Origin of the sequence: Algibacter sp., assembly GCF_039977455.1 — a bacterium.
Classification (GTDB): domain Bacteria; phylum Bacteroidota; class Bacteroidia; order Flavobacteriales; family Flavobacteriaceae; genus Algibacter_B.
Map to the genome: position 1 here is coordinate 65192 of NZ_JBDWDG010000007.1, position 15387 is coordinate 80578.

At 32.9% G+C, this 15387-nt stretch carries 13 protein-coding genes; 9 read left to right on the forward strand and 4 right to left on the reverse strand.

Translation table 11 applies throughout. The features are described 5' to 3' along the window. Positions 1-264 precede the first annotated feature (264 nt). From ABJM36_RS01495 to ABJM36_RS01515, 5 genes are all read left to right on the forward strand, one after another. On the forward strand, positions 265-999 hold the full coding sequence (locus tag ABJM36_RS01495) for an energy transducer TonB (RefSeq protein ID WP_348448434.1): 735 nt from the start codon (positions 265-267) through the stop codon (positions 997-999). Positions 1000-1578: 579 nt separating this feature from the next. Then, a complete protein-coding gene (locus tag ABJM36_RS01500; RefSeq protein ID WP_348448436.1) occupies positions 1579-2919 on the forward strand; it encodes a histidine kinase in 1341 nt (446 codons plus the stop codon). A gap of 14 nt (positions 2920-2933) precedes the next feature. Beyond that, complete coding sequence (locus ABJM36_RS01505) at positions 2934-3236, forward strand: 2TM domain-containing protein (RefSeq protein ID WP_348448438.1); 303 nt, start codon at positions 2934-2936, stop codon at positions 3234-3236. Positions 3237-3258: 22 nt separating this feature from the next. Next, positions 3259-3594, forward strand: coding sequence for a 2TM domain-containing protein (locus ABJM36_RS01510; protein WP_348448440.1), 336 nt, complete (start codon positions 3259-3261; stop codon positions 3592-3594). Positions 3595-3776: 182 nt separating this feature from the next. Continuing rightward, complete coding sequence (locus ABJM36_RS01515) at positions 3777-4532, forward strand: LytTR family DNA-binding domain-containing protein (RefSeq protein ID WP_348448442.1); 756 nt, start codon at positions 3777-3779, stop codon at positions 4530-4532. Positions 4533-4693: 161 nt separating this feature from the next. On the opposite strand, the gene ABJM36_RS01520 is transcribed toward ABJM36_RS01515, so the two are convergent. Together ABJM36_RS01520 and htpG are read right to left on the reverse strand one after the other, a co-directional pair. Continuing rightward, positions 4694-4963, reverse strand: coding sequence for a hypothetical protein (locus tag ABJM36_RS01520; protein ID WP_348448444.1), 270 nt, complete (start codon positions 4961-4963; stop codon positions 4694-4696). Between the two features lie 369 nt (positions 4964-5332). Further along, on the reverse strand, positions 5333-7243 hold the full coding sequence (gene htpG / locus ABJM36_RS01525; RefSeq protein ID WP_348448446.1) for a molecular chaperone HtpG: 1911 nt from the start codon (positions 7241-7243) through the stop codon (positions 5333-5335). 294 nt (positions 7244-7537) lie between these two features. On the opposite strand from htpG, the gene ABJM36_RS01530 reads away from it, so the two are divergent. Beyond that, positions 7538-8545 carry a beta-ketoacyl-ACP synthase III gene (locus ABJM36_RS01530; RefSeq protein WP_348448448.1) on the forward strand — a complete coding sequence of 336 codons (1008 nt, stop codon included), beginning with the start codon at positions 7538-7540 and terminating at the stop codon, positions 8543-8545. A 558-nt stretch (positions 8546-9103) separates the two neighbouring features. On the opposite strand, the gene ABJM36_RS01535 is transcribed toward ABJM36_RS01530, so the two are convergent. Further along, on the reverse strand, positions 9104-11578 hold the full coding sequence (locus tag ABJM36_RS01535) for an outer membrane beta-barrel family protein (protein WP_348448450.1): 2475 nt from the start codon (positions 11576-11578) through the stop codon (positions 9104-9106). A gap of 105 nt (positions 11579-11683) precedes the next feature. On the opposite strand from ABJM36_RS01535, the gene ABJM36_RS01540 reads away from it, so the two are divergent. Further along, positions 11684-12046, forward strand: coding sequence for a CoA-binding protein (locus ABJM36_RS01540; protein WP_348448452.1), 363 nt, complete (start codon positions 11684-11686; stop codon positions 12044-12046). Here the strand turns inward: ABJM36_RS01540 and ABJM36_RS01545 are convergent. Then, the gene (locus ABJM36_RS01545; RefSeq protein ID WP_348448454.1) at positions 12023-13477 is read right to left on the reverse strand and encodes a sodium:solute symporter; all 1455 of its coding nucleotides are present in this window, start codon (positions 13475-13477) and stop codon (positions 12023-12025) included. The genes ABJM36_RS01540 and ABJM36_RS01545 overlap by 24 nt on opposite strands. Positions 13478-13654: 177 nt before the next feature. On the opposite strand from ABJM36_RS01545, the gene recR reads away from it, so the two are divergent. Together recR and ABJM36_RS01555 are read left to right on the forward strand one after the other, a co-directional pair. Beyond that, a complete protein-coding gene (recR, locus tag ABJM36_RS01550; protein ID WP_348448456.1) occupies positions 13655-14272 on the forward strand; it encodes a recombination mediator RecR in 618 nt (205 codons plus the stop codon). A gap of 12 nt (positions 14273-14284) precedes the next feature. Next, positions 14285-15385, forward strand: coding sequence for a glycosyltransferase family 2 protein (locus tag ABJM36_RS01555; protein WP_348448458.1), 1101 nt, complete (start codon positions 14285-14287; stop codon positions 15383-15385). Positions 15386-15387: the final 2 nt, after the last annotated feature.

The window sequence follows — 15387 nt, forward strand, 5'->3', positions numbered from 1 at the left end:
ATTTTATTCAAATGCTGTATTACAAAGATAACACACCCTGCCTAGAAACGTTTATGCAAGTGACATGAAAATACCATTTTTTCTGATATTTTGAAGGGAATTAAACTTTAAAATTGGGAATGATTATCAAATTAAATTAAAAGCGTAATCTATTTTAGGATATGACAAATATCATAGTTGATTAATTGAAGATGCAATAATTTTATCGTGTTGAAATTAGTATGGCTTAATGAAGTAAAAAGCCATCTGTTAATATTAAATGTTATGGAAGTTAAAAAAAATCCTAACCTAGAAATAGGACGAAATAGCAGCATTTATTTTGCTATTGGACTAAATTTAATGTTGTTTTTATCATGGCAAGCTTTAGAATATAGAACTTATGATAAAGAAGAAGTGGATATCGAAATTGTAGAGATGGAAGGTGAAATTGAAGAAGAAATTCCAATTGTTACCATGAATACACCGCCGCCGCCGCCGCCGCCACCGCCTGCTGCCATTAGCGAATCGGTTGAGATTGTTGATGATGCGGTTGAAATTGAAGAAACAATCATAGAGAGTACAGAAGTTGATCAATCCGATGCTATTGAAGAACGTATTGTAGATGTTGGGGATGTGGTTGTTGATGAAATAGAAGAAGATGTACAGGTTGCCTTCGCTGTTATAGAAGATGTACCGGTATTTCCTGGTTGCGAAGGTTTGTCTAAACAAGCAACTAAGGATTGTTTTCAAAAAAAGATTTTAGCCCATGTTACTAGTAATTTTGAATATCCTCAAGCTGCTTTAGATTTAGGTATTCAAGGCCGAGTATCCGTAATTTTTGTAATAGACAAAACGGGTTATATTACTGGTATTCGATCTAGAGGTCCAGATCAAATTTTGCAAAAAGAAGCCGAACGTATTATAGGGAAATTACCAAAAATGCAACCTGGGAAACAACGTGGTAAACCAGTAAAGGTAGCTTACGCAGTGCCTATATTTTTTAAGTATGATGGAGGTTAATAGATTTTGATGTGAGACTATTTAAATTATAAATAGGCTGTTTGATAATAAATCAAACAGCCTATTTTTTTTGGTTATATATTAGTGCATGTTACAATTCAGTATTAAAAAATTACAATTCGGTAAGTTGTTTTTTTTTAACATATAGTTGTGTTGGATATTTGTTTCATCAAATTTAAGCAATCAATCATGAATCAATTATTTATTATCGCAACCCTATTAATTTCAGAATTAGTTTTTGCACAAACAAATTATGAAATAGGTATGTAAATAGTTTTTGGTTTATAGGAACAAAACCAATTAACCGAAGGCTCAAATTTGTTTGATCATATTGCAAAAGTAGAATCAGATAATTGGTTGCCACCATAATACGTGACTCAAATTAATATCGTGTATAGTTTAGGTATAAGAAATATTATAGTCAAGATACCACGCCATTTTGTAAAGATTTAAATCGCGCCATAGAACTTTTTGCTAACTTTAAACCAGAAACAGCATTGCATTCAAATTGGGAAACGGATAGAGCAAAAATGTTATTGAACGCTTAAGAGAAGTAAAACGTACTAGTTATATACCATCATGATCAAATCAAATAAAAATATCATCATCGCCTTTGTTATTGGGTGCATAATCTTTGCTATAGGTAATTTATTATCTGGTGGTTTTACATTCCAGAATTTTAGTGAGTTTTTTATCAATTTTAGTTTTTATCAGTTGTATTCCTTTGTGTTAGGTTATTCTAATCTGTTTTTTTTCGATTATATGGAGCGTCGCAATTGGAACAAAGACGATACGTTAAAACGTGTTATTGTTGGAATCCTTGGGTCTACCATTATAACCTTAATAGGCCTGTTTGTTTTAAGAGCATCAACAGCTATAATTTACGATGGTATTTCGTTTTCAGAATTTCTAGGAAACGAACATTTTAGGTTTTATCAATTTGGTTTATGGATAACTTTAACGATTGTCATTATTTTTCATGTTATTTATTTTTATAACAAGTATCAGCAAAATAAAATAAAAGAACAAAAAGTTATTGCGGGAACAGCAAGTGCTAAGTTCGATGCTTTAAAAAATCAGTTAGATCCGCATTTTTTGTTCAATAGTTTAAATGTATTAACTAGTTTAATTGAAGAGAACCCTGTTAATGCTCAAAAATTTACAACATCATTATCCAAAGTATATCGTTATGTTTTAGAGCAAAAAAATAAAGAGTTGGTAACCGTAAACGAGGAATTAAAGTTTGCCAAAACCTACATGTCGTTGCTTAAAATGCGGTTTGAAGACAGTATTGTTTTTACCATGCCCGAAACCGCATCAAATCCAGAAAGTAAGGTTGTGCCATTATCGTTACAACTACTTTTAGAAAATGCTGTAAAACACAACACGGTAACTTCTAGTAAACCATTGCACATAAGAATTTACGAATACCAAGGTAATTTGGTTGTCGAAAATAATCTGCAGCCCAAGCAAATAGTAAAAAAGAGTAGTGGCGTTGGGTTAAGTAATATCATGCAACGCTACGGCTTATTAACAAACAAACAAGTAAATATAAATAAAGAAGCAAACCGTTTTGCTGTGTCAATACCTATGCTTACTAAACAAATATCAGTTATGAGAAACAAACCCTCCGCCTCAAAATTAGACGACAGTTACATGCGTGCATTAAATCACGTTGATGAATTAAAGGGCTTTTATTACAGCCTAATATCTTACTGCTTAGTCATTCCGTTTTTAATTTTTATTAATTATCGAATTTATTGGGAGTTTCAATGGTTTTGGTTCCCCATGTTTGGTTGGGGTATAGGTTTAGCCATTCAAGCTTTTAGAGTATTTGTAAACGACGGTGCATTTGGTCGTAACTGGGAAAAGCGTAAAATGGAAGAGTACATGCGAAAGGATAAAAACGATTGGGATTAAAAAAAAATGTAGTAATGGAAAACAGATCGGAATACGAAACCAACAAAAAGCAAGAGCAGGCACGCCAGCACATCCAAAACATAAAGGGATTTTACCAGCACCTTGTGGCCTATATTTTATTTACACCTTTTACAATTTTTATAAATTATAAAACCTATTGGGATTATAAATGGTTTTGGTATTCCATTGTCATTTGGGGTATTGGGGTAGCTATTCATGCCCTTCGCGTATTTGTGTTTAAAGATGCCTTAGGCTCAAAATGGGAATCACGCAAAATAGAAGAGCTTATGCGAAAAGAAGAAAACAAATGGGAGTAACAATAACAGAAAAAATAACGTCATGCAAAAATCTAATATAGAACCATACACGATAGACAATTACGACAAAGAGCAAGCCTATTTACGTGCCAAAAAACGAGTAAAAGTGCTTAAAGGCTTCTATTGGCATGCGTTCTGGTACACACTGGTAAATATTTTCTTAATAACCGTGGTAGCTATAAACTCAAATAGTACAGAGTTCTGGCAATTTAGTACCTTTTCAACAGCGTTTTTTTGGGGTATAGGAATTGTTTTTCATGCTATGGGCGTATTTGGTAAAAACCTTTTGTTTAGCAAATCGTGGGAAGAAAAAAAGATTAACCAATATATGGAAAACGAAAACAAACAAAGGAAATAAACTAATTTGGAAGTTACCACAAGGGGCGGGCGTTAGGCAGTCACTTTTTGTATAAGTGCAACAACACAAAAAGAGCTTAAACAAATGCCTTAATCCCTAACGCGGGTTAGTAACTAAATAACAATACGATTTTCTTCTAGAAGGCAAGGCGATGATAGAAGGATTTTAAAAGAAACGAATCCATGCATGTAATAATAATAGAAGACGAAAAACCATCAGCAAGACGCTTACAACGTATGCTTAAGAGTTTAAATTTACAAACTCAAGTTATGCTACATTCAGTCGAAGAGGCTGTTAATTGGTTTCAAAATAATCAGCATCCCGATTTAATATTTTTAGACATTCAATTAAGCGATGGCTTATCCTTCGAGATTTTCGAAGCTATCGAAATAAAATCTGCCATAATTTTTACCACCGCATACGATGAGTACGCTCTACAAGCCTTTAAACTAAACAGTATCGACTATTTGCTAAAACCTATTGACGCCGACGATTTAACATATGCAGTAAATAAATACAAAGAGCGTACACCAAAAAAGCAAGCCGTAACTCTCGATTTTAACGATATTAAAAAATTATTAGTGAATCCACTCGATCGCGAGTACAAAAAACGATTTTCGGTAAAAGTGGGGCAGCACCTAAAACTTATAAATATAGACGATATAGAATGCTTTTATAGCGAAAATAAAGGGACCTATTTACACACCAACGAAGGCAGAAACTACCTTTTAGATAATACCTTAGAGCATTTAGAAAACGAGCTAGAACCTAAAACATTTTTTCGTATTAATCGTAAATTCTTTATAAATATTAATGCCATAAAAGATATGGTAAGTTATACCAATTCGCGATTGCAAATAGAACTAAACTCCTATAACGAGCAGGAGGTTATTGTGGCCAGAGAGCGGGTTAAGGATTTTAAGGCTTGGTTGGAATAGCTCTTTGAGTAAATGCTTGTGTTTCATCTGTTGTGAATTATTAAAAATAATAATATCTAGAATTAAAGGATTTAAATAAGGCAAGGTGGGGACTAATCCTTCCCTAAACCCAAAGACATACATGGCAACAGCCAATGCTTGGGCTATATAAAAAGGAATTCCTATAGCGCGCCTCCAATTTCTAACCCCAAAGATTTTGAGGTGATGCTAAAAGCACCACTAGATCCAATGCGAACATTGGTAGTAATTGAAGATAAACTTAATGCTGTTGTATATGTAATGGCAACCGAAATTAGTAAAATGGACAAAGCACCAACAATACCAGCATTACCAACCACCCATGGTTGGCGAATGTATATGATTACACCAAGTATTGTTAAGGTAGTTGGTGTAAAAACTCCAGCAAGCGTTCCGAAAGTTTTCTTACTCATGTTTCTAATATTATTTTATAAATAGAGAATTCTAATTATTTGTTTAAGCGGTCTTGTCCTGAGATTTGGTTACAGGTTAACATTGTATTTATATACTCTATTTGGTGTTTTATAGTCTAAAGATAAATGTTATATTATTTGCTTGTATAAAATAATTGGTTTTTTTGTAGATCTTTTAATGTGAGCTAATTAAGGGGTGAACTGGTTGGTCAAAGTAGCTAAGTTAACAAAGGAAAATGAGCCAAGGTTTTATTTAAAACAAAAACCACCCTGTTTTTACAAGGTGGCTTTTATTACATCCGCGATTGCGAAATAAGTTATAGTTATATTTTATGAAATGTCCTCGCTTCGAGCGAATAACAAAACAGACTATTTAATCATTTCGTAACTACGTTTAATAAAGTTTGTTAACTCTTCGCCTTTTAATAAGCCTTGAGATAAACGTGCTAAATCTAAACTTTGAGTAATTAAACGATCTTTATCCTCTTTAGCTTCTGTAGCCAAAATATCGCTCACTAATTTAGAGTTTGTATTTACAATAACATTGTACATTTCTGGCATGTTACCAAACATTGTCATACCTCCACCGCCTGTAGCTTGCATTTCTTTCATTCTACGCATAAATTCTGGTTGCGTAATAGTAAAAGGTGTTTCTGTACTATCCATAGCTTCTAGTTGCACTTGAAATTTATCAGAAGGAATAACTTCTTTCAATAACGCATCTAAAGCTTTAGTTTGGTCTTCATCTAATTTAGAAATTGTTGTTTCTTCTTTCTTAATTAAATTATTAACATGATCGCCATCAACACGAGCAAACGTAATGTTTTCTTTAGTGCTTTCTAACTTTTGGATTAAATGCGATACAATTGGAGAATCCAATAATAAAACTTCGTAATCTTTAGCTTTTGCAGACTCGATGTAGCTGTGTTGTGCATCTTTATCTGAAGCATAAAGGATTACTAACTTACCATCCTTATCGGTTTGGTTTGCTTTAATTTTGTTGAATAACTCATCGTAAGTGTAATAGGTTCCATCTACCGTTGGGTATAAGGTGAAGGCTTCAGATTTTTCGAAGAATTTCTCTTCGGAAAGCATTCCGTATTCAATTACAATTTTAATATCATTCCATTTAGCTTCAAAATCTTCACGGTTATTATTAAATAACGATTTTAATTTATCGGCAACTTTTCTAGTTATGTAAGACGAAATCTTTTTTACAGCACCATCGGCTTGTAAATATGAACGCGATACGTTTAATGGAATATCTGGTGAGTCAATAACACCACGAAGCATAGTTAAAAACTCTGGAACAATACCTTCAACATTGTCGGTAACAAATACTTGGTTTTGATACAGTTGAATTTTATCCTTCTGGATTTGCATGTCGTTAGACATTTTTGGGAAGTATAAAATACCAGTTAAGTTAAACGGATAATCAACATTTAAATGAATGTTAAATAACGGCTCTTCCATTTGCATTGGATACAATTCTCTATAGAATCCGCTATAATCTTCATCCTTTAATTCTGCTGGTTGTTTTGTCCAAGCTGGATTTGGGTTGTTTATTATGTTATCAACCGTAATTTGTCTGTGCGGTTCAGTAGTTTCCTTACCGTCTTTATCTTTTGTTGTTTCTGGAGTATGCTCTGGGTCGTTAATTTGCTTTGTTCCAAATTTAATTGAAACTGGCATAAACTTGTTATACTTGTTTAATAACTCAGAAATACGAGACTCTTCTAAAAACTCAGTAGAATCTTCAGCAATATGAAGTATAATTTCGGTACCCCTTTCAGTTTTATCAGAAGCTTCTAAGGTAAACTCTGGCGATCCGTCGCAAGTCCAATGCGCAGCAGGCTCATCTTTATACGATTTTGTAATAATTTCAACCTTTTCTGCAACCATAAACGCAGAGTAGAAACCAAGACCAAAATGTCCAATAATTCCAGAATCTTTAGCCGAATCTTTATACTTGTCTAAAAATTCTTCAGCTCCAGAAAAAGCGACTTGGTTAATGTATTTTTCAACTTCATCAGCTGTCATACCTAAACCTTGATCGATAATATGAAGTTTTTTACCTTCCTTATCAATTTTAACTTCAATAACAGGATTACCATACTCAACTTTAGCATCGCCAATATTGGTTAAATGTTTTAGTTTTAAAGTAGCATCTGTTGCGTTACTAACTAACTCACGTAAAAATATTTCGTGGTCGCTATACAAGAATTTTTTAATGAGTGGGAAGATGTTTTCTACCGATACATTAATGTTTCCTTTTGTCATAATATAATTTATTTGTCATTCCCTCAAGAAGGGAATCTGATTAATTTTAGTTTTAACTTACTTGGATTGTTATAGTCAACAAAAATGCCAATTGACTAAATATGACAAACTGACACTACTTTTACTTGAAAAAAGTAAAATCAGGCAAAGTGTAAATTCTAAATAATATGATTTTTGGAATTTACTTTTTTTGAGATTTTATTTCATTTGGAATTTGATAGTATTATTTTGTACTTTGGTTACTCCATTTAGAAGATTTTCGCTTACGCGGAAATGGAAAAAAGACAATAATATATGTACAACTCAAAAATAACAGGATTAGGTAAATACGTACCAGATAATGTGGTAACAAACCACGATTTATCTAAAATGATGGATACTAACGATGCCTGGATTCAAGAGCGCACTGGTATACAAGAACGCAGATGGATTCCAGAAGGATCGGAGGATACATCGGCAGTTATGGGAGCAAAGGCAGCAAGAATAGCTATTGAGCGCTCGGGCTTAACCAAAGATGATATCGATTTTATAGTCTTTGCAACCCTAAGTCCAGATTATTATTTTCCTGGCTGTGGCGTGCAAATTCAAGATATGTTGGATATGCCTACCGTTGGTGCTCTAGATGTACGGAACCAATGCTCTGGTTTTGTATATGCTATATCTGTAGCCGACCAGTTTATTAAAACCGGCATGTATAAAAACATATTGGTTATAGGTGCCGAATACCATAGCAACGGATTAGATAAAACAACAAGAGGGCGTGGTGTAACCGTTATTTTTGGCGATGGGGCAGGAGCTTGTGTATTGTCTCGCGAAGAAGATAACACCAAAGGTATCCTATCGACTCATTTGCATAGCGAAGGTAAATACGCCGATAAACTAATAGTAGAAGGCCCAAGTATTGCACATTGGGTGCCAGAAATTATAGAAGCGGGCGACGACGATTTATCCTATTTTCCGTATATGGATGGTACCTTTGTTTTTAAACATGCTGTGGTTCGTTTTAGCGAAGTTATTGTAGAAGGTTTAACAAAAAACGGTATGCAAAAGGAAAATATCGATATGTTAATTCCGCATCAAGCCAACCTACGTATTGCGCAGTTTATTCAAAAGAAGTTTGGTTTACGAGACGACCAAGTGTTTAATAACATCATGAAATACGGCAACACAACGGCCGCCTCGGTTATTATAGCACTTACCGAAGCCTGGGAAGAAGGGAAAATTAAAGAAGGTGATAATGTGGTATTAGCAGCCTTTGGCAGTGGGTTTACATGGGCAAGTGCCATTATAAAATGGGCTTAAAATAAACAATTGAGTGCCTGTCTTACAGCAGGTTATCAAAAGGGAGTAGGCTTTATTATGTAATTTTTTTTTAAGCTAAAGCCTGTTTGTAAACTAAGATAAAATCAAAAAACCCGAAACATATAGTTTCGGGTTTTTCTAGCTATTAACCAACTCCATTTAACACTAAAAATGAAGAATTATGTAACGTTAGACGTTACATTTTTTTAAACATTACAAACCTTTTTAATTGTTTGGTTTTATTGTTTTATTTAAAAAAAACTCGAAACAAGTTTCGAGTTTTAATTATATGAATCTTAAATTACGAATTTGTTTTTGTAGATGACTAACTCTAAATAATTACGTTTTCGCTAAAAGGGTTTAGATTGCATATTACACGTTAAACGTAAAAGTATTGTGTGTTATTGTGTTGATAGTCAAATTTTAACAATTTTTTTTGCATTTAAAAATTAACTACAAAAAGATTAAGCCCCCTAATCAAAATGTTTAAGGTGTTTATTTAATAATCACATAAAAACTCTAACAATCAAATAAATTGCAGATTATTAAATAGAATGGTTACATAAAGCCTCCGCCACCAGATTTGGTGTTGTTTTCTCGTTGTTTTCTTTTTAAAGCACTATAGTTGTTTCCTCCAAACCTATATGAAAGCGCTATATTCCAAGTATTGCTTTCCCAATTAAAACCACCAATGTTTGGAAATGGAGTACTGCCTTCAAATTCGAATTTCATCGTGTTAAATATATCGTTGTAATTAAAACTAAATGTTGCTCTGTTATCTTCTAAAAAGTTATATCGCATCCCTGTATTTACCATATACATTGGTTTTCTTGTAAACTGAATACTTTCTTCTTCGCCTCTATACATAGCAAATAAAGAAAAACTTAATTTTTTAGATACTTTAAAATTATTAAAGGCTCTTAAATTCCATATAACCGTTTCAACTTCGTTGTCTTGCCTTAAAATATCATCGACACTTGCATTTTGAATATCATCCGTATCTAAAATTTCTATAATGCCTTGTTGCTTTTGAGAGTATAAATCAAAACTTCCATTTAAGCTCCACCATTTAGTTGGTCGGTAATTTGTGGATAACTCAATACCATATGCCGTAGTATTATCAAAGTTGTCATAAGACAAATTAGAGTTCCCAGATGTTATATTCGTCCTATCGATAAAAACATATCTATTAATATTGTCTTCAATAATTCTGTAAAAAACACCTGCAGTAATACTCCCTTTTTCTAATTGTCTAGTGTAATTTGTTTCCACAGAGTTTGTAAATTGGGGTTGTAATTTAGTGTTTCCAAAAGACGATATACGGGGTGTACTCCATTCTCTAATGGGGTTTACTTGTTGCAAGCCTGGGCGGTCTACACGACGACTAAAACTTAATTGGTAAGAATTCTTTTCAGTTGGATTATAGGTTAGAAATGCGGAAGGGTATATTTGAAAATAATCATTTTCAAAAGGAATAAATTCTGTGCTAGAGTTGTTAAAAGTTTTTAAAGCATCGGCGGTTACAATAACCTGCTCTGCTCTTAATCCAACTTGGTAATTCCACTTTTCTAGGGTTTTTCCATAGGTAAGGTATGCCGAGTATATGTCTCTATTATAATCAAAACCAGTACTTGGAGTGGGGATAATATCGCCTTCGCTAGAAAACGATTGTCCTGTAGACATGTAATCGATATTGGTGTTAAATAGACGGGCTTCAAGGCCTGCTTCAATTTTGGTTTTGTCGGTTATAGGTTTAACATAATCAATGTTTACTGTGGTTTGTTGGCGCTGTGTGTCAACATTATCAACGTAATTAGTGGGGAAATTAAAATTAAAGAAATCGAAGTTGGCAAGTTCGTCATTTTCAAAATCGTTATAATCAATTTCAATATCTAGGGTTTCATTTTCATCTGTAAATTCATGCTTATAGGCTAGATTATATTGACCAGAATTATTGCTAGAAGTGTTGTTAAATAATTGACCTTGTGTAAGCGATGTATAACTTATTATGGCACTTCCGGTATTATTGCCGTTATAGATGTTTTGGTTGGTGAAAAAAGAAATTGTGTTTTTGTCATTCATATAAAAATCAACACCAACTTTGTATAAATGAGATTTACCGTTGTTCTGAAATTTAAAGTTTTGCAAGGAATTGTCATCCAAACGCGAAATCGATCCAAAATTGTCGTTTTTACCAATATTGTTACCGTAATTTCCATAAAAATTGAATTTGCCATGCCTATAATTCATATCTATAGAACTATTGAATTTTGCAAATACCTCATGTGTTAAACCTACATTAAGGTTACCGTTAAATCCAATTTTTGTGTTTTTATGAAGTTTAATATTAATTATACCACTCATGCCTTCCGGATTATATTTGGCTGAAGGATTTGTTATTAATTCAATTTCTTTAATAGATGTAGATGGAATTTGTTTTAAAAGCTGTGCAATGGGCACGTTGCTTAATTTACCATCAACCATAACACGCACATTTTCGTTGCCTCGTAAGCTTATGTTTCCAGACTGTTGATCTATACTAACAGAAGGAATATTATTCATTATATCGCTTGCGCTTGTTCCCGAAGTGGTTAAATCCTTTCCAACAGTTATTACTTTTCGGTCTACCTTTTGTTGTATGGTTGATACCTCGGCTACTACGGTTACAGCGTCTAAACCTTCGGCCGCTTCCTCAAGTAAAATAGTACCCAAATTAACCGTGTAATTGTTTTTACCAATAGTAATATTTTTATTCACAGTTTTATAACCAATATATTGTATGCTAACAATGATATCGCCTTCTGGTACTTGGTTTATTGTAAATGTTCCATCGTCTAAGCTAATCCCTCCTGTAATATTGGTGTTTTTTGTATCTTTAATAATAATATTTACATACGGTAAGGGTTGTTTTAAGGCGGCGTCTAAAACAGTACCTAATACCGTTCCGGTTTTATCGATTTTAGGGTCTGCTGTTTTGGCATGTGCTATGGAAATTGAAAATAAAATAGCACACAAATAGAGTAGTGGTTTCATGTGAATGGTTTGATTTTTGATTGATGTTTCTTTGAAGACGTCATAAATCAAGTTCTGTTACGGGAATTTACGAAATTTAACAGTCTTTTAACAGTTTTAAAGCGTATGAATAAAAAAACATTGGTGCTTGGTGCATCGTTAAATCCAAATAGATATTCCTATTTGGCTATAAAACGATTGGTTTCAAACCAAATAGAAGTGGTTGCTTTAGGTTTACGAAAAGGTGAGGTGGCTGGAGTTGAAATAAGTACGGAGTTGTTGCTTTATAACGATCTGCATTCGGTAGTTTTATATTTAAATCCAACAAGACAAAAAGAGTATTACAACTATATTGTGTCATTAAAACCAGTTCGTGTAATTTTTAACCCAGGCACAGAAAACCCTGAGTTGTATACTATTTTAAAACAGAATAATATAGCTTTTGAAGTGGCTTGTACCTTAGTATTACTTTCTACGAATCAATATTAATCCTAAAAAGGTTATTAAACCATTTATAGGTAAAATTTCCCAGTGAAATTTATAATTACCTATTACACTTTCGGGTAAAGTGGTTATTGCAAATGTTATAATTATGGAAGCGAACCCAATAATCCATACATATTTGTCCTTAATTTGGTATTTGGTAATAATGCCAAATGCAAATAAACCTAATAAAGGACCATAAGTAAAAGTGGCAAATTTAAATAGGTTACTTACCACATTTCCTTCTAGACTATTAAATATGATAACCACAATTATTAGCAATATAGAAACACCAACATGTACTTTTTTTCGAAGTGGTTTTTGGGCCTTTGCTGGTAGTTTTTCAATGTTTAAAAAATCAACAGAAAAAGAAGTGGTCAATGAGGTTAATGCACTATCGGCACTAGAGTAAGCTGCGGCTATTAAGCCTATAATAAACGTTATGCTTAAAGCCATACCCAAGTTTTGTTTCATGGCTATTTCAGGAAACAATAAATCGGTTCTTACTTTACCATCAATCGTTGGTACTTGTAGACCAAATTTATCGGCATAAATAAATAATAACGCACCTAGAGATAGAAAGAAAAAGTTTACAAATATAAGAAGCGTAGCCATTGTAAGCATGTTTTTCTTAGCTTCTTTTGGGGTTTTACAGGTTAAGTTTTTTTGCATCATATCTTGATCTAAACCAGTCATAGCAATAGCTATAAAAATACCGCCAATAAAGTATTTCCAGAAATAAGTAGTGGAGTTAGGGTCATCAAAAAAGAAAATTTTTCCTTTGGCAGAAAACTCAGGAGAATTTAAAAATTCAATATACGTCCAATCTAATTTATCAGTAATTAAAAAAATAGCAACACCTACCGAGGTTAACATAGCTAGAGTTTGTAGCGTATCTGTCCAGACAATAGTTTTTATGCCTCCTCTATTCGTGTAAATCCATATTAAAAGAATGGAGATAACTACGGTAGCCCAAAACGGAACCCCAATATCTTCAAAAACAATATACTGCATGGCTAAAGCCACTAAAAAAAGTCTAAATGAGGCTCCCGTAACTCGTGATAATAGAAAGAAAAAAGCACCTGTTTTATAGCTTATTACGCCAAAGCGCTGTTCTAAATATTGATATATAGAAGTGACATTAAGTTTGTAATAAATTGGTAGTAGAACTAAAAGAATAAATAAATAGCCAACAAAAAAACCAAGAACACCTTGCATATAAGCAAATTGTTGTCCTTCTATCATGCCAGGAACCGAAATAAAAGTAACGCCCGAAAGTGAAGCGCCAATCATTCCAAACGCTACTAAATACCATGGAGCCGACTTATTGGCTTTAAAAAAAGCTTCGTTGCTATCTTCCTTGCCTGTAAAATAGGAGATAAAGATTAAAACAACAAAATAAGCTGCAATAAGTAGCATGATTTGAGTAGCCGTCATAGTGAAAAAAGAATTTTAAAATTTTGAATGTACAAATATAAAGTGAATAATGGGTTTTAGTTTTTTTATCGAAATTATATTGCTCAAAGTTATAGCGATTTAAAGTATAAATAACAATAATATAAAAGTGGTGTTTAAAATTAGCGAATTTCATGGCTAAATAGTAATTTCGCCTTTATGGAATTTTCTTCGAAGCTTTTAGAGCGCGCGGTAAACGAAATGTCGCAATTACCAGGTATTGGTAAACGTACGGCATTGCGTTTAGTTTTGCACATGTTAAGGCAGCCTAAAGATCAAACTTTAGCTCTGTCCGAGGCTTTGCAAACCATGAGGAGGGATGTTAAATTCTGTAAATCGTGCCATAATATTAGTGATGTTGAACTATGTGAAATATGTTCGAATCCAAAACGTAGTAAAGACACTATATGTGTTGTTGAAGATATAAGGGATGTTATGGCCATTGAAAATACGAGTTCTTTTAGGGGCGTATATCATGTTTTAGGAGGTAAAATTTCTCCAATGGATGGTATTGGTCCGCACGACTTAAATATAGTATCTTTAGTAAACAAAGTAAAAGCAGGTAAGATAAGAGAACTTATTTTTGCTTTAAGTTCCACCATGGAGGGAGATACAACTAATTTTTATATTTTTAAGCAAATTAAGGATTTCGGTATAACAACATCAACTATAGCCAGAGGAATATCAGTTGGAGACGAATTGGAATATGCCGATGAAGTTACCTTGGGACGGAGCATTGTAAATCGTATTCCGTTTGAATCTTCAATTAAACTATAAATTAAACTTAATTTGAAACTCTCAATAGTTATATTAAATTATAATGTTAAATGCTTTTTGGAGTTATGTCTCAAAAGTGTTGAGGCTGCAATTTCAAATATAGATGCCGAAATTATTGTTGTAGATAATAATTCTACAGATAATAGTTGCCAAATGGTTAAAACCAAGTTTCCTAGTGTAACGCTTATAGAAAATAAAGAAAATACCGGTTTTTCGAAAGGTAATAACATAGGCGTTGCTGTAGCAAAAGGAGAGTATTTATGTATTTTAAACCCAGACACCGTTGTTGCCGAGGATACTTTTTTAAAGGTATTGGCATTTTCGGAAACTAAAAAAAATCTTGGTATTGTTGGGTGTAAGTTAATTAATGGACGCGGGCTATTTTTACCAGAAAGTAAACGTAAAATTCCTTACGTTATGGCATCCTTTAAAAAAATGCTAGGTAAATCAGAAGAGTATTATGCTAGCAATTTACACGAAAATGATATTAGCGAAGTCGAAATATTGGTAGGCGCTTTTATGTTTTTAAAGCGTGCTGTATATCATGAAATTGAAGGGTTCGATGAAGACTACTTTATGTATGGCGAAGATATAGATATCTCGTATAAAGCTTTAAAAAAAGGGTATGTTAATTATTATTATGGAGGTACTACCATTCTTCATTTTAAGGGTGAAAGCACACTAAAAGATAAAAACTATGCCCGTAGATTTTATGGGGCCATGCAAATTTTTTACAAAAAGCATTTTAAGAAAAATATTTTATTCGACTTATTTGTATGGGGAGGTATTTATTTTGTTTATATATTTAGGAAGCAGCATATTAAAAAAATTAAAAGGGTTTATAAATATGTTTTTATATCCAATCAGATAAATGAAGGCTTAGAAGCTGTTTTAGAAAAAGATGTTCTTTTAAGAACCGACCTTAAAAATATTATTAAAGAGTCTGAAGTTATTTTCGATGCTAATGTTTTAAGCTTTAAAACAATTATTAGTTTTATCGAGACCAATAGATTAGATAAATCGGTTACCTTTAAAATACTTCCTAAAGATTCTAACTTTATTATAGGAAGTGATGATGGAATGAGTAGAGGGGAAGTTATTACTTTTAACTAGTT